Here is a 21,720-nt window from a genome sequence, read left to right on the forward strand (position 1 = left end):
CGCGGCGCCGGCTTCGGGTCCAACCTATTGCGCCGTGACGGGGTGTCGCATGGGCCGTCCGGCAGGGGTCGGACGCAAGACGCGTGTGCATAGGGTGTGCGGCATGTCGCGCGTCCCCACAGCAGTCCTTGCCGGGTTGACCCTCGTGGTCGGCTTCGCGGTCGCCCAGGTCACCGACGTCCGGGCCCTCGGCGGGGCCGTGCTGCTCGCGGGTGTCGGCTGGTGCGCGGTGCGTGCTCGCGGCGCGGGCTGGTGGCGGGTGCTGCTCGTCGTGCTGACCGGCGCCGTGTGCTTCGTCGCGTCCCACCTGCTCGCCCCGCACCTCGGGGCGTGGCCGTCCGTAGCACTGGTCGCTCTGGTCCTCGGCGCCGTGACGTACGTGCTGGTCGACCGGCAGCCGTCCGTGGCCGTCGCCGCCTGACGCATCGCCGTGACCCTCCTCGTCTGCTGCGGGCTCACGACGCTCGACGTCGTGCAGGTGGTCGACCACGTGCCGGGTCCGAACGAGAAGCTCGTCGCGCAGGACCTGTCCGTGACCTTCGGGGGTCCGGCGGCGAACGCCGCCGCCACGGCTGTCGCGCTCGGGGTTCCGACCGTCCTCGTGACCGCGCTCGGTCGCGGCCCAGTTGCCGACCTCGTGCGGGACGGGCTCGCCGCGGCGGGGGTCGACGTGGTGGACCTGCTCGACGGTGCGCCCGGCTCGCCGGCGGTGTCGACCGTTCTGGTCACCCGGGCGACGGGCGAGCGGGCGGTCGTGTCGGTGAACGCGACCGGGACCGCGGACCTCGCGGTAGCGGCGTCAGCAGCGGGGCTGCCGAGGGGTGCGACCGCGCTGCTCGTCGACGGGCACCACCTGGGCGCCGCCGAGGTCCTCGCGCGTTCGGCCGACGTCCCCGTCCTGCTCGACGGTGGCAGCTGGAAGCCGGGCCTGGAGCGGTTGCTCGCGCACGTCGACCACGCGGTGCTGTCGGGAGACTTCGCCGTGCCGGGTACTGCTGACCCGCTCGATGCAGTCGCCCTGCGAGGACCACGGACCGTCGCCCGGTCGTCCGGGGAAGGCCCGGTCCTGGTCCGGCTCAGCGGACCGCCGGTCGACTGGTTCGAGGTGCAGCCGCCGGTCGTCCCGCCCGCAGAGGTCGTCGACACCCTGGGTGCAGGCGACGTGCTGCACGGCGCGATCGCGGCGTCGCTGGCCCGTGGCGTCGGCATCGGGGAGGCGATCCGCGACGGCGTCGAGCGGGCGTCCGAGTCGGTGCGTCACCCCGGGGCGCTGGGCTGGGTCGGGCGCTGAACCTCGTCCGATCGGCCGAGGGAACTCGTGCTCGATCGGCTGATCCGCAGGTCACCGGCGGTTGCCTAGGCTGCACACGTGATCACCGCCGTCCGTCACCTCTGGGCCGTGCCCCGTGCCCCGGGTGCGCCTGCTCGGGTCGCCCGCGACTGGTGGCTGGTCGGCCTCCTGCTGGTGCTGTCGGTGGTCGAGTCGATCGTTCGCAAGGACATCCCGTGGGCGGCGGTATCCATCCCGTTGGCCCTGATCGCGATCGGCGCCCTGCTGTTCCGGCGGACGCGCCCGCTGCTCGCTGTCGTCGTGGTGTACGGCTCGATCCTGGCGGTCGACGTCGCGGCGTTCGGGCGTCTCGACGACTCGGTCGGGCTCTACACGACCGCCGCCGTGCTCGTGCTCTCGTACGCCCTCTGCCGTTGGGGGAGCGGCCGCGAGGTCGTGCTCGGCATGGCGCTGATCCTGACCACGGGCGTCGTCGGGATCGTCGGCCACTTCACGACGCCCAGCGACACCGTCTTCGAGGCGATCTTCTTCCTGTCGCCCTGCGCGATCGGCGGGTTCATGCGGTACCGCGCGGTCGCGCGCAGCCGGATGAAGGACCAGGTCAAGCTGCTCGAGCGCGAGATGCTGGCGCGCGAGCTGCACGACACCGTGGCGCACCACGTGTCCGCGATCGCGATCCGCGCGCAGGCCGGCCAGGTCGTCGGCGCGACGGACCCGACGGCAGCGATCGACGCGCTCGCGGTGATCGAGGCGGAGGCCGGTCGCGCGCTCAGCGAGATGCGCCTCATGGTGCGCACGCTGCGCGAGGGGGACGAGGTCGACCTGGCGCCGCAACGGGGTGTCGACGACATCGAGAAGCTGGCCTTCGGGACCGTCCCGCCCGTCGCCGTCTCGATGACCGGCTCGCTCGACGACCTGCGCCCGACGGTCGGGGCCGCGGTGTACCGGCTAGCGCAGGAGTCGATCACCAACGCGGTCCGGCACGCGCGGCACGCCACCCGCATCACGGTTGACGTCACGGGATCCGACGACGACGTCCGGCTGGTCGTCGCCGACGACGGCGAGCCGCACCCCGGTGGCCGCGGCTGGACGGGTTACGGGCTGATCGGCATGACCGAGCGGGCGAACCTGCTCGGCGGCACCCTCGCGGCCGGGCCGGGCGCCGAACGCGGCTGGACGGTCGACGCCGTGCTGCCCAAGTCAGGAGCGTCCCGATGACCGTCCGAGTGCTCGTGGCCGACGACCAGGAGCTCGTGCGCACGGGCCTGACGATGATCCTCGACGCGCAGCCGGGGATCGAGGTGGTCGGTCAGGCCGTCGACGGGCGGTCCGCGGTCGCGATGGCCCACCGGCTGCGCCCCGACGTCTGCCTGTTCGACATCCGCATGCCCGGGCTCGACGGCATCGAGGCCACCCGCCAGCTGGCCGGGCCGTCCGTCGCGGACCCGATGGCCGTCGTCGTCATCACGACGTTCGACCTCGACGAGTACGTGCACGGTGCCCTGCGCGCAGGCGCCCGTGGGTTCCTGCTCAAGGACGCCGGCCCTGAGCTCCTGGTGCAGGCGATCCATGCCGCCGCCGACGGCGACGCGCTCATCGCGCCGAACGTCACGCGCCGCCTGCTCGCGTCCTTCTCCGACGCCCGTGGCGGCCCGCCGCCGCAGCCGATCTCGCCGCTCACCGCCCGCGAGGAGGACGTGCTCCTGACCGTCGCCCGCGGGCGCACCAACGCCGAGATCGCCGACGAGCTGCACATCAGCATGAGCACGGTGAAGACCCACCTCGCGAGCCTCATGGGCAAGCTCGCGGTGCGGAACCGGGTCGAGCTCGCGATGTGGGCCTACGAGACGGGCCGGATGAAGGGTTAGTCGCGCATCCAGCGGTCGAAGTCCGTCGGTGACACGTTGCTCCCGCACAGGATCGTCGCGACGGTCCTGCCGTCGAACCTGCCGCCACCCTCCAGGATCGCGGCGACGCCCAGCGCTGCGGCCGGTTCGACCACGAGGCCTGCGTGCGCGTGCAGCAGCCGCATGGCCTCGACGATGCTGCGCTCGCTGACCAGGACCGCGTCGTCGACGACCTCGAGGAGATCCTCGAGCACCTCCGTCAGGACGTAGCGGCCGGCGACACCGTCGGCGATCGTCGTCGGGGCCCCGACCTCGACTGGCCGGCCCGCGCGGAGCGACAGCGTCATGGCAGGTGCGTTCTCCGGCTGGACGGTGACGATCTCCGTGCCCGGGCGCTGGTTCTTGAGCACGAAGCCGACCCCGGAGGCCATCGCTCCCGCGCCCAACGAGATCAGGACCGCGTCGAGCTCACCGGGCAGCTCAGCGAGCTCGAGCCCGATCGTCGCCGCGCCCTCGCACGTGCCGACATCCAGACTGTCCTCGACGAGGAACGCGCCGGTGTCCGCCGCGATGCCCGTGGCCGTCGCCAGCGCTTCCTCGATCTCGCCGTCCACCAGGACGACCTCGGCCCCGAGCGCTCGCATCCGCTCGATCTTCAGCGGGTTGGCGGCCGACGACGCGACGACCGTGACGTGGATCCCGCGCCTGCGCCCACCGAAGGCCAGCGCCTGGCCGAGGTTGCCGGCGCTCGCGCAGACCACGGCGTCGGCAGTCCCTCGTTGTCGAAGCCGGGTCAGCACGGTCTCGGTCCCGCGGCCCTTGAACGAGTGGACCGGGTTGAGCGTCTCCACCTTGAGGATCACGCGGCACCCCAGCGCCTCGCCCAGCGGACCGCACTCGTACTGCGGCGTGCCGAGGAACAGCGGGTCGATCTGGGTCCGTGCGAGGTGGATCCGCTCCAGGTCCAACCGCATAGGAGCCTCCGGGGGTCGTGCGGGACTCTACCCAGGGTCAGGCGTTGCCCAGCGCCTCTCGGACCAGGGGAGCGACCTTCGTCCCGAGCAGCTCGATCGAGCGGAGCGACTCCTTCTGCGGGACGCCGGACAGGTCCATCTGGAAGGCCTGCCGGTCGTGGTGGAGCACGTTGTGCAGGGCGACGATCCGCTCGGCGATCTGCTCGGGCTCCCCGATGAAGTAGGCGCCCCCGGGCGACGCCTGCGACTCGTAGGAGATGCGGTTGGGCATCGGGAAGCCGCGTTCGGACGAGATCCGCCGCATCGAGTCGAGCCAGTACGGGTAAAAGAAGTCTCGGGCCGCCTTGCCGTCGTCGGAGACGTAGCCCATGCCCGCGACCGACACGAAACGCGTCGAGGCGTCGTGGCCGGACTGCTCGTGCGCGCGACGGTAGAGATCGACCAGGGGTGCGAACGAGGCCGGCTGGCCGCCGATGATCGCGTAGCTGATGGGCAGCCCGAGCACGCCCGCCCGCACCGACGACTGCGGGTTGCCGCCGGTCGCCACCGCGATCGCCAGGTGCTGCCCGCGGCCGGGGTGGTCGAAGGGCCGGGGGAGGACCAGCGCGTCGTCGAGGGCGGGCCGGAAGCGACCCGACCACGTGACGCGCTCGGCGGCGTCGATCTGCAGGAGCAGCTGGATCTTCTCGTCGTAGAGCTCGTCGTAGTCGTCGAGGGACGCCCCGAACAGGGGGTAGGACTCGATGAACGACCCGCGCCCGGCGAGCAGCTCGACGCGGCCCTCGGAGAGGAGGTCCATGGTCGCGAACTGCTGGTAGACGCGCACGGGGTCCTCGGTAGAGAGCACGGTCACGGCCGACCCGACGGTGATCCGCGACGTCTGCGCGAGGGCCGCGGCGATCACGGTCGACGGTGACGAGATCGCGTAGTCGGGCCTGTGGTGCTCGCCGATCCCGATGTAGTCGAGTCCCACCTGCTCGGCCAGCCGGATGCGTTCCAGGACGTCACGGAGGCGTTGCCCCGGGCTCGTGACCGCTCCCGAGACGGGGTCAGGGTGGACGTCGCCGAACGTGTACATCCCGAGTTCCATGCTCATGCGAACGCATGGAAGAACCCGCCTGTTCCCGCGGCTGCGACCCATGACCGCAGGTCAGAGCCCATCGCGAGGGGCCGGGGATGTGAGCGTTAACGCAAAGTCGTCCCACGAAACGCCTGTGTGAACGCCTGGTCACGATGTGATCACGGTCACCGAAGTGGCTTGACTCGGATTAGTAAGGAAGGTCTACTAACAAACGTGACAGCGACAACGCAGCCGCCCGCCGCGGCCCGGGGAGTTGGCCGGGCCCTGCGCCCGACCGGCAAGGTGCTCCCCGAGCACGCCCGTGCGCACAACCGTTCGCTCGTCCTCGCGCACCTGTTCCACATCGGTCACGCGTCCCGCGCCGACATCGCCCGGAGCACGGGCCTGACCCGCGTCACGGTCTCCGGTCTCGTGGCGGACCTGATCGCCGAAGGGCTCGTCGAGGAGCTCGGTGTCCGCGTCGAGGGCAAGGTCGGCAAGCCCGCCACCCTCGTCGGCATGCGCACCGAGGCGTTCCAGATCGTCGCGGTCGACCTGACCGACGACTCGCGCCTGCTGGGTGCCGTCCTGACGCTCGTCGGTGACGTCGTCGTGCGGCGCTCGCAGCCGCTCGAAGGGCGCACGGGGGAGGCGGCAGCGGACCTGCTGGAGTCCCTCTGCCGTGAGCTGCTCGCGGCGGCGACCCGCCCGGTCATCGGCGTCGGCATCGCGTCCCCCGGTGTGATCGACCTGGCGGGCACGGTCGTCCAGGCGCCCAACCGTGGTTGGTACGGGATGCCGCTCGCCACACGACTGACCGACCGCCTCGGTGTCCCGGTGCACGTCGCCAACGACGCCAACACCCGCGCCCTCGGCGAGTTCACCTACGGGTCAGCTGCCGGATCGGGCTGCATGGTCGTCACGATCGGTGAGGGTGTGGGCGCCGGGATCGTCGTCGACGGAGCCCTCGTCCTCGGCCGCCACCACGCCGCGGGCGAGATCGGCCACCTGACCGTGCTGGACGGCGACCTGCGTGACGAGCCACCGCTCGACTGCGCGTGCGGCCGCTCCGGCTGCCTCGAGACCGTGCTGCGCGTGCCGGCCCTGCGCCGGCGAATCGCGGGTCTCACCCCTGAAGAGTCCGACGCCGCGCTGGCGTCGGTCGGACGGCTGCTGGGCATCGCCCTGGCACCCGTCGTCAGTGCCCTCGACCTCGCCGAGGTCCTGCTCTCCGGTCCGCCGGAGCTGCTGGACGGACCTCTGCGGGACGCGGCGCTCACCACCGTCCGCGCGCGGACCATGCCCGTCATCGGGGATGGGCTGGCCATGCGGATGGGATCCCTAGACGAGGACGGGGCTCTCGCCGGTGCGGCGGTCCTCGTTCTGTCGGGCCAGCTGGGGGTCTCGTGACGACCCCCAGCCGGCCCACTGCAAGTCGGAAGAAACCCCCGGCGACGCCGCTCGGCGATCGTCTCGTTCACGGGAGGAACCCCAACGTGAAGATCCTACGTTTCGCTGCCGTCGGCGTGGCGGCCGCGCTCACGCTGACCGCTTGCGGCAACAGTGACGACGCTTCGGACGACACCTCGTCGGCAGCCAGCACGCCCGAGGCCGCCACGATCAAGCTGTGGCTGAACGGCACCGACACCCCCGACGCCCTGCGCGAGTACCTCACGACGACGTTCGAGGCCGAGAACCCGGGCTCGAAGCTCGTCATCGAGGAGCAGGACTGGAACGGTCTGGTCCCGCGCCTGCAGACGGCGCTCTCCTCGGAGGACCAGACGCCCGACGTCGTCGAGATCGGCAACACGCAGTCGCCGACCTTCACCTACGCGGGTGCGTTCGCCGACATCACCGACATGTACGACGAGCTGGGCGGCGACAAGCTGCTCCCCGGCTTCGTCGACGCGGGTAGCGCGGACGGCAAGTTCTACGCCGCTCCCTACTACTCCGGCGCGCGCGCCGTGTTCTACAACAAGGACGCGTTCGCTGCGGCGGGCGTCGAGGTTCCCACCACGCTCGGCCAGTTCACCGAGGCCGCTCAGAAGCTCCAGGCCGCCAACCCCGCGGGCTCCGGCTTCTGGTTCCCCGGCCAGGACTGGTACAACGGCGCCGCCTGGCTCTACACCAACGGTGGCGACTTCGCGGTCAAGGACGGCGACACCTGGAAGGGCGCGCTGTCCGAGCCCGACTCGATCAAGGGCCTCGAGCAGGTCCAGGAGCTGTTCAAGACGGCGACCAAGGCTCCGGCCGACAGCGACTCCAACGAGCCGTGGGTTCCGTTCAACAACGGCCAGGCCGCCATGTTCTCCGCGCCCACCTGGGCCCGGTGGAGCATCGACCTGCCGCAGTGCAACAAGGCCGTGGACCCGGACGACAAGTCCGACGCCGCGCAGGCGCTGCGTGCCGAGCAGCAGGCGTGCAACGAGGAGCACACCGGTGTCTTCCCGCTGCCGGGCATCGACGAGGGCTCGTACGCGAACGGCTTCGCCGGTGGCTCGAACATCGCCGTCGCGGCGAAGTCGCAGCACCCGGAGCTGGCCAAGAGCCTGCTGAAGATCATGTTCACCGAGGAGTTCCAGAACATGCTCGGCCAGAACGGCCTGATCCCCGGCAACACGGAGTACGCCGCATCGATGGGCGACGACGTCTACGCCAAGGCCGCTGTCAGCGCCGCGCTGGCCGCCAAGCTCACGCCGGCCGCCGAGAACTGGGCCACCGTCGAGGGCGACCGCATCCTGGAGGACTTCTTCCAGCAGCTCGCGACGGGGGCCGACGTCAAGGAGGCCGCTGCCGCTGCTGACCAGCAGATCGAGGACGCGCTCAACTGATCGCCTCTGCTGGTCGCCATCTCGCTCCCGCAGGAGGGGGCGACCAGCAAGGCCTCTGGCCGGTCGGACGACCTTCGACACGGCCGACACACGGTAAGAACGGCAAGACGAGCAGAACGCACCGTCGTTCCGATCATCGGTCGTCGCCGGGGCACACCACCCTGCCGGCGACCACCTGATCCGGGTGCGGTCGGGCCTGCCGACGCAGGCGCGCCCGACCGCGCCACCAGACAGGAGTTCCTTCCATGGCAGCCATTGCCCCCGTGGTCGAGCACGACGGCGAAGCGCCCGTGTTCCCACGCCGTAAGCGCCGCAGGCTCGGTGTCTACGGACTGCTGATCCCGGCGAGCGTCGTGATCGCCGTAGCCCTGGGCTACCCCCTGATCCGCCAGTTCATCACGTCGTTCCAGCACTACGGGCTCAAGCAGCAGTTCGGTGCACCGCCCGAGTGGGTGGGTCTGCAGAACTACCAGGAGCTTCTCTCCGACCCGTACGTCTGGGCCGTCATCGTCCGCTCGATCGTCTTCTGCCTGGTGAACGCGGCAGTCACGATGCTCATCGGTGTCGCGCTCGCGGTCCTCATGCAGCGCGTCAGCCGGCTGGCCCGGATGACCCTCATGGTGTCCCTCCTGCTCGCCTGGGGCACGCCCGTCCTCGCGTCGATGACGGTCTGGCAGTGGCTCTTCGACTCGCAGTACGGCGTCGTCAACTACGTGCTCGCCAACGTCTTCGGGGCCGACCAGATGGCCGGCCACTCGTGGATCATCCAGCCGCTGTCGTTCTACTTCGTCGCGACGGTCATCGTCGTCTGGATGTCCGTGCCGTTCGTCGCGTTCTCCGTCTACGCCGGTCTGCTCCAGGTCCCCGAGGAGACGATGGAGGCTGCCCAGCTCGACGGCGCCTCGCAGCGGCAACGCTTCTGGAACATCACGATCCCGATGATCCGGCCCGTGCTGTCGATCGTGCTGCTGCTGCAGGTGATCTGGGACATGAAGGTGTTCACCCAGATCTACGTCCTCCAGCGCGCCGGTGCCCCGACGCACGAGACGAACCTGCTCGGCACGCTGATCTACTCCTACGCGGGGGAGTTCTCGAAGGCCGGAGCCCTCGCCACGATCATGCTGGTCATCACCCTCGGGCTGACCGGCTTCTACGTCCGCCAGATGCTGAAGGAGGACGAGCTGTGAGCGCCGTCGCCACACCAGCGCCCGCCCCGGCGCCGCAGGGCACGCCCGCGGTCCCCGCCGTCCGGCGCAAGGCCAAGGTCAAGACGACCGAGTCCGGTCGTGCGCAGTCGCGCTCGGGCCGACGCGTCCTCGGGATCGTCGCCGTCGTCGTCGCGATCGCCTGGGTCTTCCCGATCTACTGGATGGTCAACAGCGCGTTCCTGCCGTTGAACAAGCTGCAGACCGCCAAGCCGACGTTCTTCCCGCTCGGAGGGACGATCTCGAACTTCCGGCGGGTGTGGAACGACCCGACGTTCTGGGACGCGATGAAGGTCTCGCTCGCGGTCGTCGTGATGGTCCTCGTCGCCGCCCTGATCTTCGCGTTCCTCGCGGCGCTCGCGGTCAGCCGGTTCCGCTTCCGCGGCCGCAAGTCGTTCATCCTCGTCATCCTCGTCGTGCAGATGATCCCCGCGGAGGGGCTGTTCATCTCGCAGTACCGGATGCTCGACGGGTGGAACCTCGTCAACACGGCGGTCGGGTTGGCCATCGTCTATACCGCGGCGATCCTGCCCTTCACCATCTGGATGCTGCGGGGCTTCGTCGCGGGTGTGCCGATCGAGCTCGAGGAGGCCGCGATGGTCGACGGCCTGTCGCGCACCGCCGCCTTCTTCCGGATCACGTTCCCGCTGCTCGCCCCTGGCCTCGTGGCCGCAGGCGTGTACGGCTTCCTGCAGGCCTGGAACGAGTACACGCTCGCGCTCGTCGTCATGACCGACCCGACCGAGCACACCCTGCCGCTGTGGTTGCAGGGCCTGGTCGAGTCCAACCGCGCCACCGACTGGGGTGTCGTCATGGCCGGATCTGCGCTGATCGCCGTTCCTGTGATCGTCTTCTTCCTCTTCGTGCAGAACAAGATGACGTCCGGCCTCGTCGCCGGAGCGGTGAAGGGCTGACGTGAGCGTGCAGGGGATCCCGACGCCGCCTCCTCGGCCGTCGGACGACAGACCACGCCCGTGGTCCGTGGGGCTCGACATCGGTGGCACCAAGGTGCTCGGCGTCGTTCTCGACGGTGACGGCGTGGTGCGTCACCAGGTTCGGCGGGCCACGGCCAAGGGTGTTCCCGGGCTCGTGGACGTCGTGGTCGCTGTCGTCGAGGACCTCGCCGGCCGCGCGGGCGTGCCGGTGTCCGAGCTGGCCGGGGTCGGCATCGGCCTGCCCGGTGTGGTCGACGCGGACAAGGGCCTGGTCGAGCACGCGGTCAACCTCGGCATCGAGCGCAGCACGCCGTTGGCCGACCTCGTCGCCGAGCGGCTCGGTGTGCAGGTCCGCGTGGAGAACGACCTCACGGTCGCCGTGGTGGGTGCCGCGCACACGGTCGACGGCCGGCAGGAGTCCGGAGATCCGGCCGTGCACGACGTCGCGTTCCTCGCGCTGGGCACCGGCCTCGCGGCAGGGCTCCTGCTGGAAGGTCGGCTGCGCCGGGGCTCGCACGGCGGTGCCGGCGAGATCGGCCACCTGACGCTCGTGCCCGACGGGCTGCCGTGCAAGTGCGGTCAGCTCGGCTGCCTCGAGCAGTACGCGTCGGGCTCGGCGCTCGACCTCGCGTGGCCGAGCGTCTTCGGTCGACCTGCGCCCGCCGAGCTGTTCACCGCGGCGGCCGAGGGCGACCCGCGGGCGATCGAGGTGCGGGACCGCTTTGCGTGGGCGGTCGCCGCCGCCGTTCGTATCCTCGTGCTGACCGCCGACGTCGACCTCGTCGTCATCGGCGGCGGGGTGAGCGCCCTGGGCCAGCCGCTCCTGCGGGCGGTCCGTGGTCAGCTCGAGCGCGAGGCCCAGGCGTCACCCTTCCTGGCGTCCATGGGCCTCGCGGAGCGCGTGAGCCTTGCTCCGGCCGACGTGCCGGTCGGCGCGGTCGGCGCGGCACTGCTCGGACGAGGGGAGTACTTCTGATGGAGGTCGTCATCGGGCCCGGTCCCGCGCTGGGACGGCTGGCTGCGGACACGATCGAGCAGCTCCTGCGCGCGCAGCCCGACGCAGTGCTGGGCCTCGCGACGGGATCGAGCCCGCTCGCGGTGTACGACGAGCTCGCTCGACGGCATGCCGAGGAGGGGCTGTCGTTCGCGCGCGCCCGGGCCTTCATGCTCGACGAGTACGTCGGCCTCGCGCCGGACCACCCCGAGCGCTACCGCAACGTGATCGAGAAGGAGATCGCGTCCCGCGTCGACTTCGCCGAGGGTGCGGTGCAAGGACCGGACGGCAACGCCGTCGACCTGGTGGTCGCCTGCCGCGCCTACGAGGAGGCCATCGCCGCGGTCGGCGGGGTCGACATCCAGCTCCTGGGGATCGGCACGGACGGGCACATCGCATTCAACGAGCCCGGGTCGTCCCTCGCGTCCCGGACCAGGATCAAGACCCTGACGCGGCAGACGCGCGAGGACAACGCCCGGTTCTTCGGAGGGGACATCGAGCAGGTCCCGACGCACTGCCTGACACAGGGGCTCGCGACGATCATGTCCGCACGCCACCTGGTCCTGCTCGCGACCGGTCGCGGCAAGGCCGAGGCGGTGCACCAGCTGGTCGAGGGCTCGGTCAGCGCGATGTGGCCGGCGACGATCCTGCAGCACCACCCGCACGTCACGGTGCTGGTCGACGACGCCGCCGCGAGCCGCCTTCAGCTGGCCGACTACTACCGCGAGACGTTCGCGTCGAAGCCGTCGTGGCAGGGCCTCTGAGACGGGTGATGTTGGCCACGGGAGGCGTCGGGTCCCGCACGTCGGCCCCGCTCGCTGTCGGAGCCGCCCCGTACACTCGACGCCATGAGTGAGCCGTTCCCGATGCCGTCCGCGCCAGACGACCCGTCCGGACCGGACCAGGGCACGTCGACCAGCGTGCTGGAGCGCCAGGAGACCAGCGAGCAGGTCGAGCCGGGGGACCACGAACGCTTCGCGCACTACGTGCGCAAGGAGAAGATCCTCGACTCCGCGATGAGCGGCAAGCCCGTGATCGCCCTCTGCGGCAAGGTCTGGGTGCCGGGTCGCGACCCGAACAAGTTCCCCGTGTGCCCGGTGTGCAAGGAGATCTACGAGGGTCTGCGCGAGCCGCAGGACGGGGACAACGGCAACGGTGAGGGCGGTGGCAAGTCCGGCGGTCGCCGCTGGGGCTTCGGCCGCAACCCCGGCTCCGGTGGCTCCGGCGGTTCGAGCTCGGGCGGCGACGCCCTATTCACCAGCCCGACCAACGGCGGCTCGTGACGGCCGCCCCGCGCCCGTCCGTCGTCCCCTCAGCATCCGCCAGCAGCAGCCACGCGTCGTCAACTGCGGCGTCCCATCTGCCGCCGGCGTTCCCGAGCCGTGCGCCGTGGGGGACCGCGAACAAGCTGCGTGCCTGGCAGGCGGAGGCGATCGAGCAGTACCGCGTCGCCAACCCGCGCGACTTCCTCGCCGTCGCCACACCCGGCGCCGGCAAGACGACGTTCGCCCTGCGGATTGCCACGGAGCTGCTCGAGGCGAGGGTCGTGCGGCGCGTCACGGTCGTCGCACCCACCGAGCACCTGAAGCGGCAGTGGGCCGACGCTGCGGCTCGGGTCGGCATCACGCTCGACCCCAGCTTCAGCAACGCCCAGGGCCGCCACGGGCACGGCTTCGACGGCGTCGCCGTGACGTACGCCCAGGTGGCCAGCAAGCCCATGCTGCACGCCGCGCGCACGACGGCCGAGCCGACGCTCGTGATCCTCGACGAGGTGCACCACGGCGGGGACGCGCTGAGCTGGGGCGACGCGGTGCGCGAGGCGTTCGAGGGCGCCACCCGGCGTCTCGCGCTGACCGGCACGCCCTTCCGCTCGGACACCGCGGCGATCCCGTTCGTGCGGTACGACCGCGGCGGTGACGGCATCCGCCGCAGCGTCGCCGACTACACGTACGGCTACGGCGACGCGCTGCGCGACCACGTGGTCCGGCCGGTCATCTTCCTGTCGTACAGCGGCTCGATGCGCTGGCGCACCAAGGCCGGCGACGAGATCAGCGCCCGCCTGGGCGAGGCCCTGACCAAGGACATGACGGCCCAGGCGTGGCGCACCGCGCTCGACCCGGACGGCGAGTGGATCCCGAGCGTCCTCGCGGCCGCGGACCGCCGGCTGACCGAGGTCCGGCGTACCGTGCCCGACGCGGGCGCGATGGTCATCGCGACCGACCAGACCGACGCGCGTGCCTATGCCGGTCACCTGGCACGGATCACGGGGAAGTCGCCGACCGTCGTCCTGTCCGACGACGACGGTGCGAGCGACCGGATCGACGAGTTCTCCGCGGGCACCTCACGGTGGATGGTCGCGGTCCGCATGGTGTCCGAGGGCGTCGACGTGCCGCGCCTCGCGGTCGGGGTCTACGCGACGAGCACCGCGACGCCCCTGTTCTTCGCGCAGGCCGTCGGCCGGTTCGTCCGCGCTCGCCGCCGGGGCGAGACCGCGTCGGTGTTCCTCCCGAGCGTCCCGCAGCTGCTCGCGCTCGCCAACACGCTCGAGCTCGAGCGCGATCACGCGCTGGACCGCCCGAAGACCGCCGAGGAGATGGGCGAGGGGTTCAACCCCGAGGACGCGCTCATGGACGCTGCGAACTCCGAGCGCAACGGACCCGACGAGCTCGGTCCCGACGGCAAGCAGGGGTCGTTCGAGGCGCTCGAGGCGCAGGCGTCCTTCGACCGCGTGCTGTTCGACGGCGGCGAGTTCGGCACGGGCGCGGAGATGGGCTCCGACGAGGAGCTCGACTTCCTCGGCCTGCCCGGTCTTCTCGACGCCGACCAGGTGTCGGCGCTCCTGCGTCAGCGGCAGGCGGACCAGCGGAGCGGTCGCAAGAAGGCGCCGGCCGACGAGCCGCCCCCGATGGACCACCGCAAGCAGGCCGAGCTGCGCAAGGAGCTGTCGCAGCTGGTGGGTGCCTGGGCGCGCAAGAGCGGCCAGCCCCACGGGTCGGTGCACAACGAGCTGCGTCGTCGCTGCGGGGGACCCGAGGTCGCCCTGGCGGATCCCGACCAGCTGACCTCACGGGTGGCGATGGTGCGCGGCTGGTTCGTCGGCAAGAAGTGACCGCTTCAATTCCCGGTCCTGCAAGGGGTGTCTCATCATGTGGACAGGTCGGACCGGCGGTAAAACCGCAGGTCAGAGCGCTGGACGCGTGACCACATAGCAGTGGTGGTCCGCCGCGCAACTTGGCGTTCAACGTGCCGGGGCGCTCAGGCGCTGCGAGCCTTGAGGTGTCGCCAACGGCCCGGGCACCCCCGCCAGCCGGCTCGGCGACACTGAACGAAAGGGTCAACATGCCCAGCTGGCTCATCCTCGTCATCGTCGGCGTCGTGCTTCTCATCGTGGGTTTCGCCGGCGTCGGACAGATCTTCATCTGGATCGGCATCGCCGTCCTGGTGATCAGCCTGATCCTCGCGCTGGTCGGCCGCGGACGCTCGCGCGTCTAGACCTGACGGCGGATCGGCGACTCAGTCGCCGATCCGCAGCGTGACCGTCGGCACCGCGGCCTCGTCCGCAGACAGTCGCCTCGCCCCCCGCGGCAGCTCGTCCCGCGAGGCCCGGTGCCGACCCACGGCGGCTCGCACGCCGTCCGCCCCCATCCATGCCCGATCCGGCACCCCGTCGGTCACGAGGGGCACGTGCAACGCGCGCAGGTCCGCACCGTCGGACCGCCAGGCCAGGACGTCGTCGTCGCGGCCTGTGACCAGCACCTCTTCCGTCGCCCGTCCCGCGGCATCCAGGCGTCGTGCTGCGGCCTTGCGTCCGCCCACGCTGGTCTTGGACCGCGAGGCCTTGGCAACCGACGCGAGCGTGCCGTCCGGACCCTCGCGCGCGACGAGCTTGTAGACCATCCCGCACGTCGGAGCGCCGGACCCGGTGACCACCGACGTGCCGACGCCGTAGCTGTCGACCGGCGCGGCCGCGAGTGCCGCGATGGCGTACTCGTCGAGGTCGGACGTCACCGTGATCTTCGTCCTCCTCGCACCGGCCGCGTCGAGCTGCTGGCGGACCTCGTGCGCGAGCACCCCGAGGTCGCCCGAGTCCAGCCGCACCGCACCGAGCGCCGTGCCGGCGACCGCCAGGGCGTTCTCGACGCCGCGCCGCACGTCGTACGTGTCCACCAGCAGCGTGGTCCCCGGCCCCTGCGCGGCGACCTGCGCGGCGAACGCGGTCCGCTCGTCGTCGTGCAGGAGCGTGAACGCGTGCGCGGCCGTGCCGATCGTCGCCAGGCCGTACCGCCGCCCGGCCTCGAGGTTGGACGTGCCGGCGAAACCGGCCACGACGGCCGCGCGGCTGGCCGCGACCGCTGCCTGCTCGTGCGCCCGCCGCGCGCCCATCTCGAGCACTGGCCGCTCGACGGCCGCGCTCGTCATCCGGGACGCGGCGGACGCGACGGCCGAGTCGAAGTTCAGGATCGAGAGCACCACGGTCTCCAGGAGCACGGCCTCGGCGAACGACCCCTCGACCACCATGACCGGCGACGACGGGAAGAACGCCTCACCCTCCGCGTACCCGACGACCGACCCGGTGAAGCGGTACGTGGACAGGTAGTCCAGCGTCGCGTCGTCGACCACGTGCTCGTCGGCCAGGAAGTCGAGCTCGGCCGTACCGAACCGGAACCGCTCGATCGCCTCCAGGACGCGCCCGGTACCGGCCAGGACGGCGTACCTGCGGCCCGCGGGCAGTCGTCGCGTGAACACCTCGAAGACGCACCGCCGGTCCGCGGTCCCGTCGGCCAGCGCGGCCTGGAGCATCGTCAGCTCGTAGCGGTCGGTCAGCAGCGCGGTGCTGTCCGTGTTCAGGCCAGAGGTCATGCGGCCAACGTAGGCAGCACCGAACATCCGCGCACGTCACGCGCCGCCTACAGTGGACGGGTGCCTGTGGAGACCCTTCCCGACCAGAGCGTCGAGGCGCAGGAGGACACGTCCGTCGCCGACCCGTGGGTGACGATCGTCTGGAACGACCCCGTGAACCTCATGAGCTACGTCACGTACGTGTTCGAGTCCTACTTCGGGCATCCACGTGAGAAGGCCGAGAAGCTGATGCGGCAGGTGCACGAGCAGGGCAGGGCGGCGGTGTCCACCGGGTCCCTCGAGGCGATGGAGGTCGACGTGCAGGCGATGCACGGCTTCGGCCTGTGGGCGACGCTGCAGCGAAGCGGTCAGTGATGCGTGCGTTCCGCAGGCGGCGCGGCATGTACGTGGCGCGTCTCGACGACGACGAGCGCGGGGTGATCGCGGCCCTCGTCGCGGACGTCGCGGAGCTTCTGGGTGCGGGACGGATCGACGAAGGCCCGCCCGAACCGGTGCCCGTGCCCGACGGCACGCCCCGGGTGCGGATGGAGGAGATCGAGCCGCCGACCGACCCGGCGGTCCGGCGTCTGCTGCCCGACGCGTCGCGTGACGACCCCGAGGTCTCCGCCGAGTTCCGTCGCCTGACCGAGGACGACATCCGCGCGGGCAAGGTCGACCGGCTGCGCCGGCTGTGGACCGCGCTGACCACGCCCGCCGTGGGGCAGCGGGCGGACGCGTTCGCCGTGTCGCCCGACGACGCCAGAGACGTCGCCGCAACGCTGACCGACCTGCGGCTCGTCCTGGCCGAGCGCCTCGAGATCCGCACCGACTCGCAGGCCGAGCAGCTCTACGACACCCTGCTCGCGGCGCCCACCGCGGACCTCGAGGACGTCGCGTCGGACGACCTCGACCCCGCGACCCGCCGCTACCTGGTCGCCGTCTACGGCGCGCTCAGCTGGCTGCAGGAGTCCCTCGTCGAGGCGCTGCTGACGGACCTGCGCAAACCCGGGGACCACCACGGTGGCGGACGCCACACCGGGCCGGGCGGGTCGGGGTCGACGACCGGTTAGGCTCGACAGCGTGAACGACGCCCCCCTCGGGATCTTCGACTCCGGTGTCGGCGGGCCGACGGTGGCGCGGTCGATCCGGGACCGGCTCCCGCTCGAGTCCGCGGTCACCACCGATGCGCCCGTCCGCGTTCGGCGCGCGCCGCGATGAGGCTGACGATCCTGGGCAGCGCAGGTTCGTTCCCGAGCGCCGACTCCGCGGCCTCCGGCTACCTGGTGCAGGCCGAGGACGCCGACGGTCGGACCTGGTCCGTCCTGCTCGATCTCGGCAACGGTGCGCTCGGTGCTCTGCAGCGGTACGGCGACGCGACGCAGCTCGACGCGATCGGTCTGTCCCACCTGCACGCCGACCACGTGGCGGACCTCGCGGTGCTGCACGTGCTGCGCCGTTACGACCCCGCCGGCGCGCTTCCACCGGTGCCGGTCTTCGGCCCGGTCGGCACGGGCGAGCGCCTCGTGCAGCTGTGCGGCTCCGACGGCCCGAGCGAGCAGTTCACGGTCTCGGAGTGGGAGGCGGGTGCCGACGTCGTGGTCGGGCCCCTCACCCTGACGCCGGTCCCCGTCGAGCACCCGATCCCCGCGTTCGGGATCCGGGTCACGGGACCGAGCGACGCCGACGCGTCGCAGAGCGTGAGCCTCTCCTACAGCGGTGACACCGACGAGTGCCCCGGTCTGGACGTGCTGGCCACGGACGTCGACCTGCTGCTCGTCGAGGCGGCGTACGTCGAGGGTCGCGACGACGAGCTCCGCGGCATCCACCTGACCGGCCGCCGCGCGGCCTCGGCGGCCGCGCGCGGGGGTGCCCGGCGGCTGCTGCTCACGCACATCCCGGCGTGGAACGACCCCGCGGTGACCGTCGCGGAGGCGAGCGCGGAGTACGACGGGCCCATCGAGCTGGCCGAGCCGGGCGCGGTCCACGTCCTCTGAGCGTCGTCCTCGGACGGGCGAGGTCCGTGTCCGACCGCGCGGTTAGGCTCGGCCGCATGACTTCTGCGATCTCCGCCTCCACCGTGCCCGGCGTCCGCGCCGACGGCCGCGCCCCCGACCAGCTCCGCCCGGTCACCCTGACACGCGGCTTCCTGGCGGCCGGCGAGGGGAGCGTGCTCGTCGAGTTCGGCGGCACCAAGGCGCTGTGCGTCGCGTCGTTCACGCCCGGGGTGCCTCGCTGGAAGAAGGGGTCGGGCGAGGGCTGGGTCACCGCCGAGTACTCGATGCTCCCGCGCGCGACCGACAGCCGCTCCGACCGCGAGTCCGTGAAGGGACGCATCGGCGGCCGCACGCACGAGATCTCGCGTCTGATCGGGCGCTCGCTGCGCGCGATCATCGACGTCTCGGCGCTCGGCGAGAACACGATCGTGCTCGACTGCGACGTGCTCCAGGCCGACGGCGGGACCCGGACCGCCTCGATCACGGGTGCGTACGTCGCGCTGGCCGACGCGGTGGCGTGGGCGGTCGCCCAGGGCCACATCTCGAAGAACAAGGTCGTGCTGCGCGACTCGGTCGCCGCGGTGAGCGTCGGCATCGTCGACGGCCTGCCGGTGCTGGACCTGCCGTACGTCGAGGACGTCCGCGCGGAGACCGACATGAACGTCGTCGTCACGGGCTCCGGCACGTTCGTCGAGGTGCAGGGCACGGCCGAGCACGCGCCGTTCGACCGCGCCGAGCTGGACGCGCTGCTCGACCTCGCGGTCGCCGGAGCCGCTCGGCTGACCGCCCTGCAGGTCGCTGCCCTGGCCGAGGCCCCGAGCGACGGCTCGGCCACGCGCGCGACCCGATGAGCGCCGCGACCAGGCTGGTGCTCGCGACGCACAACGCGCACAAGGTCGGCGAGCTCCGCGCGATCCTGGCCCCCGTGCTGCCCGGCCTCGACCCGGCGTCGGTGGTCGGCGCGCGTGACGTCGGCGCACCCGAGCCAGTCGAGGACGGCCTGACGTTCGCGGAGAACGCGTTGATCAAGGCCCGTGCGCTCGCGGCGTTCACCGGGCGGCCGGCGGTGGCCGACGACTCCGGCCTGAGCGTCGACGTGCTCGGTGGCTCGCCCGGGATCTTCTCGGCGCGCTGGGCCGGGAGGCACGGCGACGACCAGGCCAACCTGGACCTGCTCCTGGCACAGCTGGCCGACATCGCGCCCGAGCACCGCGGTGCGCGGTTCGTCTGCGCAGCCGCCCTCGTCACGCCCGACGGCTTCGAGCACGTCGAGACGGGAGCGCTCGTCGGCACCCTCGCGACCGCTCCGCGCGGCTCCCACGGGTTCGGGTACGACCCGATCCTCGTGCCGACGGGGGATGCCCGGACGTGCGCCGAGCTGACACCGGACGAGAAGAACGCGATCAGCCACCGCGGCACGGCGTTCCGTGCCCTGGTGCCGGCGCTGGTCCGCGTGCTGGGCGGATGAGACGGGCCCGTGCCTGATCCCAGCGGACCGGAACCGACCCACGACGCGTCGACCGGCAGCATCGCCGACGTCGAGACGGCCGGCGTCGTCCAGCTCGTCGCGGAGTCGGTCACCTACGGGTACCCGGGCCGCGCCGTCCTCGACTCGGTCGACGTCGTCGTCAGCGCGGGCGACCGGCTGGGCGTGGTCGGCGAGAACGGCGCGGGCAAGACGACCCTCCTGCGCGTTCTCGCGGGCGCGTTGACGCCGCAGACCGGTCGGGTGCGCCGTTCGGGCACGCTCGCCGTCGTCGACCAGGAGCTGACCGTGCTGCCGGGCACGACCGTGGGGACGTTGGTCGCTGAAGCGCTGGCCGGGGTGCGTGCGGCGTCGGCGGAGCTCGAGGCGGCGATCGCGTCCTTCGACCACGAGAGCGGTGACCTGGGACGGCTGACGGCGGCCGTCGCACGGTACGAGCACCTGGCGGCCTGGGACGCGGACCGTCGGGTGGACGAGGCGCTGACCCGGTTCGGTGCACCGCGCGATCCGGAGCGGCTGCTCGACGAGCTGAGCGTGGGGGAGCGGTACCGCGTCCGGCTGGCCTGCCGGATCGGCGAGCGCGCGGACCTCCTCCTGCTCGACGAGCCGACCAACCATCTCGACGCGGGCGGCATCGACTACCTCACGGCCCGGCTGCGCGACTGGCCGGGCGCGATCGTCATCGTGACTCACGACCGCCGCCTGCTCGACGACGTCATGACCGCGATCCTCGACCTCGACCCCGCGATGGACGGGCGGCCGGCGTTGTACGGCGCGACGCGGTACTCGGACTACCGGTTCCTGAAGAACCAGATGCTGCGCCGTTGGCGGGCCCGCTACCGGGCCGAGCGCAAGCGGGCGATCGCGCTCGCCGAGCGGCTCGACTCGACGTACGAGAACCTCTCCGACGAGTGGCGCCCGCCGAAGGGCTCGGAGAAGCACCGCCGTGCGACGCGTGCGCGGGGACACGTCAAGGCCGCGGACCGGCTGATCCAGAAGCTCGAGGTCGAGGCGGTCCAGGTGCCGACGCCCCCGCTCGAGCTGACGTTCCCCGACCTCCCGTCGCTGCCGGCCGTGCCGCGACCGGGACCTCTGCTCGAGCTGCGCGCACCGCGGGTGGGTGCCCGACTCGACCTGCCCGGCGTGCGCATCGAGGTGCCCGCGTGCGGCCGGCTGCTGGTCACCGGCCCGAACGGCTCCGGCAAGTCCACGCTGCTGGCTGCGCTCGCCGGGACGATCGACCTGGACCGGGGTGTGCGCACGATCGCCCCCGGGGTGCGCATCGGGGTGCTCGCGCAGGAGGGTCCGACCGAGCACGCGACGGCCGCTGCCCAGCGCGCCTACGTCGCGGGCGCGCCCGAGGAGCTCACCGGGTTCGAGGCGTACGCGCGGCACGCGCTGACGCTCCTCGAGGCGGACGTGCTCGATCCCGCACGGCTCGTGCCCGTCGCGGCCCAGGGGCTGCTGACGGAGGAGGACCTGGACCGCCCTCTGCGGGAGCTGTCGGTGGGTCAGCGCCGACGGTTCGACCTCGCGTGCGCGTTGCTGTCCGCACCGCAGGTGCTGATCTTCGACGAGCCGACGAACCACCTGTCCGTCGGGCTGGTCGACGAGCTCACGGCCGCGCTGCGGGTGACGTCGGCCGCCGTCGTCGTCGCGACCCACGACCGGCGGATGCGCGCCGACCTGTCGGACTGGCCCGAGCTCACGCTGGGGTGATCTCCCGAGGGCGCGCCGGGAGGATCTTCTCGAGGCCGAGCGCAGCGAACGCGAGCACCAGGAACACGACCGCCACGATCCCGGTGCGCAGCAGGGCGTCGGCCATGCCGATCACCGAGACGTCGAGGAACGGGTACGGGTACCAGTCGGTGACGGCGCCGCGCGCGAACGTGTAGGCGATCCATGCCAGCGGGTACGCGAGCGACCAGCCGACCGTCGCGACGGTGAAGCGCGGCCGCGGCCCGACCAGCAGCCAGGAGACCACGAAGCCGACCGGCACCAACGTGTGCAGCAGGAAGTTGGAGAAGGCGCCCGCCGCGGTGAGGTCCCGGAGGCCGCTCAAGGCCACGTGGAAGACGATCCCGGTCACCGCGATGCACAGCAGAGCATCGAGCAGGAGCACCTCGAACACCCGGCCCCGCCGGTCGGGACGCATCACCAGGAACGTCGACGCGATGCCCGCGAGCAGGTTCGACTGGATGGTGAAACGAGAAGACGTTGACCAGCTTGAAGCCGGGGTCGTCGGACGCCAGTGCCGTGACGAC

23 protein-coding genes and 1 pseudogene are annotated in these 21,720 nt (G+C 71.8%); 20 read left to right on the top strand and 4 right to left on the bottom strand.

What is annotated here, in order from left to right; all coding sequences use genetic code 11:
- The first annotated feature begins 103 nt into the window (after positions 1-103).
- The 4 genes from AC1DPN_RS15390 (at position 104) to AC1DPN_RS15405 (ending at position 3,159) form a co-directional block, all read left to right on the top strand.
- On the top strand, positions 104-421 hold the full coding sequence (locus tag AC1DPN_RS15390) for a hypothetical protein (protein WP_477085645.1): 318 nt from the start codon (positions 104-106) through the stop codon (positions 419-421).
- 9 nt (positions 422-430) lie between these two features.
- On the top strand, positions 431-1,291 hold the full coding sequence (locus AC1DPN_RS15395) for a PfkB family carbohydrate kinase (protein ID WP_477085646.1): 861 nt from the start codon (positions 431-433) through the stop codon (positions 1,289-1,291).
- A 78-nt stretch (positions 1,292-1,369) separates the two neighbouring features.
- Positions 1,370-2,509, top strand: coding sequence for a sensor histidine kinase (locus tag AC1DPN_RS15400; protein ID WP_477085647.1), 1,140 nt, complete (start codon positions 1,370-1,372; stop codon positions 2,507-2,509).
- A complete protein-coding gene (locus AC1DPN_RS15405; RefSeq protein ID WP_477085648.1) occupies positions 2,506-3,159 on the top strand; it encodes a response regulator in 654 nt (217 codons plus the stop codon). The genes AC1DPN_RS15400 and AC1DPN_RS15405 overlap by 4 nt, the downstream gene beginning before the upstream one ends.
- On the opposite strand, the gene AC1DPN_RS15410 is transcribed toward AC1DPN_RS15405, so the two are convergent.
- Together AC1DPN_RS15410 and AC1DPN_RS15415 are read right to left on the bottom strand one after the other, a co-directional pair.
- Positions 3,156-4,112, bottom strand: coding sequence for a threonine ammonia-lyase (locus AC1DPN_RS15410; RefSeq protein WP_477085649.1), 957 nt, complete (start codon positions 4,110-4,112; stop codon positions 3,156-3,158). The genes AC1DPN_RS15405 and AC1DPN_RS15410 overlap by 4 nt on opposite strands.
- 37 nt (positions 4,113-4,149) lie before the next feature.
- Positions 4,150-5,208, bottom strand: a complete 1,059-nt coding sequence (locus tag AC1DPN_RS15415; RefSeq protein WP_477085650.1) for an LLM class flavin-dependent oxidoreductase — start codon at positions 5,206-5,208, stop codon at positions 4,150-4,152.
- A gap of 198 nt (positions 5,209-5,406) precedes the next feature.
- Here AC1DPN_RS15415 and AC1DPN_RS15420 point away from each other — a divergent pair, with 198 nt between their 5' ends.
- From AC1DPN_RS15420 to AC1DPN_RS15460, 9 genes are all read left to right on the top strand, one after another.
- Complete coding sequence (locus tag AC1DPN_RS15420; RefSeq protein ID WP_477085651.1) at positions 5,407-6,582, top strand: ROK family transcriptional regulator; 1,176 nt, start codon at positions 5,407-5,409, stop codon at positions 6,580-6,582.
- 86 nt (positions 6,583-6,668) lie between these two features.
- On the top strand, positions 6,669-8,003 hold the full coding sequence (locus AC1DPN_RS15425; protein WP_477085652.1) for an extracellular solute-binding protein: 1,335 nt from the start codon (positions 6,669-6,671) through the stop codon (positions 8,001-8,003).
- Between the two features lie 245 nt (positions 8,004-8,248).
- A complete protein-coding gene (locus tag AC1DPN_RS15430; RefSeq protein ID WP_477085653.1) occupies positions 8,249-9,190 on the top strand; it encodes a carbohydrate ABC transporter permease in 942 nt (313 codons plus the stop codon).
- Positions 9,187-10,122, top strand: coding sequence for a carbohydrate ABC transporter permease (locus AC1DPN_RS15435; RefSeq protein ID WP_477085654.1), 936 nt, complete (start codon positions 9,187-9,189; stop codon positions 10,120-10,122). The genes AC1DPN_RS15430 and AC1DPN_RS15435 overlap by 4 nt, the downstream gene beginning before the upstream one ends.
- Positions 10,123-10,189: 67 nt before the next feature.
- Positions 10,190-11,119: an ROK family protein gene (locus AC1DPN_RS15440; protein WP_477085655.1), complete on the top strand. Its 930-nt coding sequence runs from the start codon at positions 10,190-10,192 to the stop codon at positions 11,117-11,119.
- A complete protein-coding gene (gene nagB / locus AC1DPN_RS15445; protein ID WP_477085656.1) occupies positions 11,119-11,901 on the top strand; it encodes a glucosamine-6-phosphate deaminase in 783 nt (260 codons plus the stop codon). Before AC1DPN_RS15440 ends, nagB begins: the two co-directional genes overlap by 1 nt.
- A gap of 84 nt (positions 11,902-11,985) precedes the next feature.
- Complete coding sequence (locus AC1DPN_RS15450) at positions 11,986-12,420, top strand: DUF3039 domain-containing protein (RefSeq protein WP_477085657.1); 435 nt, start codon at positions 11,986-11,988, stop codon at positions 12,418-12,420.
- The gene (locus AC1DPN_RS15455) at positions 12,417-14,246 is read left to right on the top strand and encodes a DEAD/DEAH box helicase (protein WP_477085658.1); all 1,830 of its coding nucleotides are present in this window, start codon (positions 12,417-12,419) and stop codon (positions 14,244-14,246) included. The genes AC1DPN_RS15450 and AC1DPN_RS15455 overlap by 4 nt, the downstream gene beginning before the upstream one ends.
- Before the next feature lie 230 nt (positions 14,247-14,476).
- Positions 14,477-14,629: a hypothetical protein gene (locus AC1DPN_RS15460; protein ID WP_477085659.1), complete on the top strand. Its 153-nt coding sequence runs from the start codon at positions 14,477-14,479 to the stop codon at positions 14,627-14,629.
- 21 nt (positions 14,630-14,650) lie between these two features.
- Here AC1DPN_RS15460 and AC1DPN_RS15465 read toward each other — a convergent pair whose 3' ends face one another.
- On the bottom strand, positions 14,651-15,997 hold the full coding sequence (locus tag AC1DPN_RS15465; RefSeq protein ID WP_477085660.1) for a nicotinate phosphoribosyltransferase: 1,347 nt from the start codon (positions 15,995-15,997) through the stop codon (positions 14,651-14,653).
- Positions 15,998-16,057: 60 nt separating this feature from the next.
- Here AC1DPN_RS15465 and clpS point away from each other — a divergent pair, with 60 nt between their 5' ends.
- The 7 genes and pseudogenes from clpS to AC1DPN_RS15500 all read left to right on the top strand — a co-directional run bounded on the left by clpS (position 16,058) and on the right by AC1DPN_RS15500 (position 21,175).
- Positions 16,058-16,351 carry an ATP-dependent Clp protease adapter ClpS gene (gene clpS / locus AC1DPN_RS15470; protein WP_477085661.1) on the top strand — a complete coding sequence of 98 codons (294 nt, stop codon included), beginning with the start codon at positions 16,058-16,060 and terminating at the stop codon, positions 16,349-16,351.
- The gene (locus AC1DPN_RS15475; protein WP_477085662.1) at positions 16,351-17,046 is read left to right on the top strand and encodes a DUF2017 domain-containing protein; all 696 of its coding nucleotides are present in this window, start codon (positions 16,351-16,353) and stop codon (positions 17,044-17,046) included. The genes clpS and AC1DPN_RS15475 overlap by 1 nt, the downstream gene beginning before the upstream one ends.
- Positions 17,047-17,056: 10 nt before the next feature.
- Positions 17,057-17,152, top strand: a pseudogene (locus AC1DPN_RS15480) (glutamate racemase); the annotation flags it as partial.
- A gap of 38 nt (positions 17,153-17,190) precedes the next feature.
- Positions 17,191-17,970: an MBL fold metallo-hydrolase gene (locus tag AC1DPN_RS15485; protein WP_477085663.1), complete on the top strand. Its 780-nt coding sequence runs from the start codon at positions 17,191-17,193 to the stop codon at positions 17,968-17,970.
- Between the two features lie 56 nt (positions 17,971-18,026).
- A complete protein-coding gene (rph, locus tag AC1DPN_RS15490) occupies positions 18,027-18,821 on the top strand; it encodes a ribonuclease PH (protein WP_477085664.1) in 795 nt (264 codons plus the stop codon).
- Positions 18,818-19,438, top strand: coding sequence for an RdgB/HAM1 family non-canonical purine NTP pyrophosphatase (gene rdgB, locus AC1DPN_RS15495; RefSeq protein ID WP_477085665.1), 621 nt, complete (start codon positions 18,818-18,820; stop codon positions 19,436-19,438). The genes rph and rdgB overlap by 4 nt, the downstream gene beginning before the upstream one ends.
- 60 nt (positions 19,439-19,498) lie before the next feature.
- A complete protein-coding gene (locus AC1DPN_RS15500) occupies positions 19,499-21,175 on the top strand; it encodes an ABC-F family ATP-binding cassette domain-containing protein (RefSeq protein WP_477085816.1) in 1,677 nt (558 codons plus the stop codon).
- Here AC1DPN_RS15500 and AC1DPN_RS15505 read toward each other — a convergent pair.
- On the bottom strand, positions 21,162-21,611 hold the full coding sequence (locus AC1DPN_RS15505; protein WP_477085666.1) for a Pr6Pr family membrane protein: 450 nt from the start codon (positions 21,609-21,611) through the stop codon (positions 21,162-21,164). The genes AC1DPN_RS15500 and AC1DPN_RS15505 overlap by 14 nt on opposite strands.
- Positions 21,612-21,720: the final 109 nt, after the last annotated feature.

Source organism: Cellulomonas sp. P4_H4 (assembly GCF_056400865.1).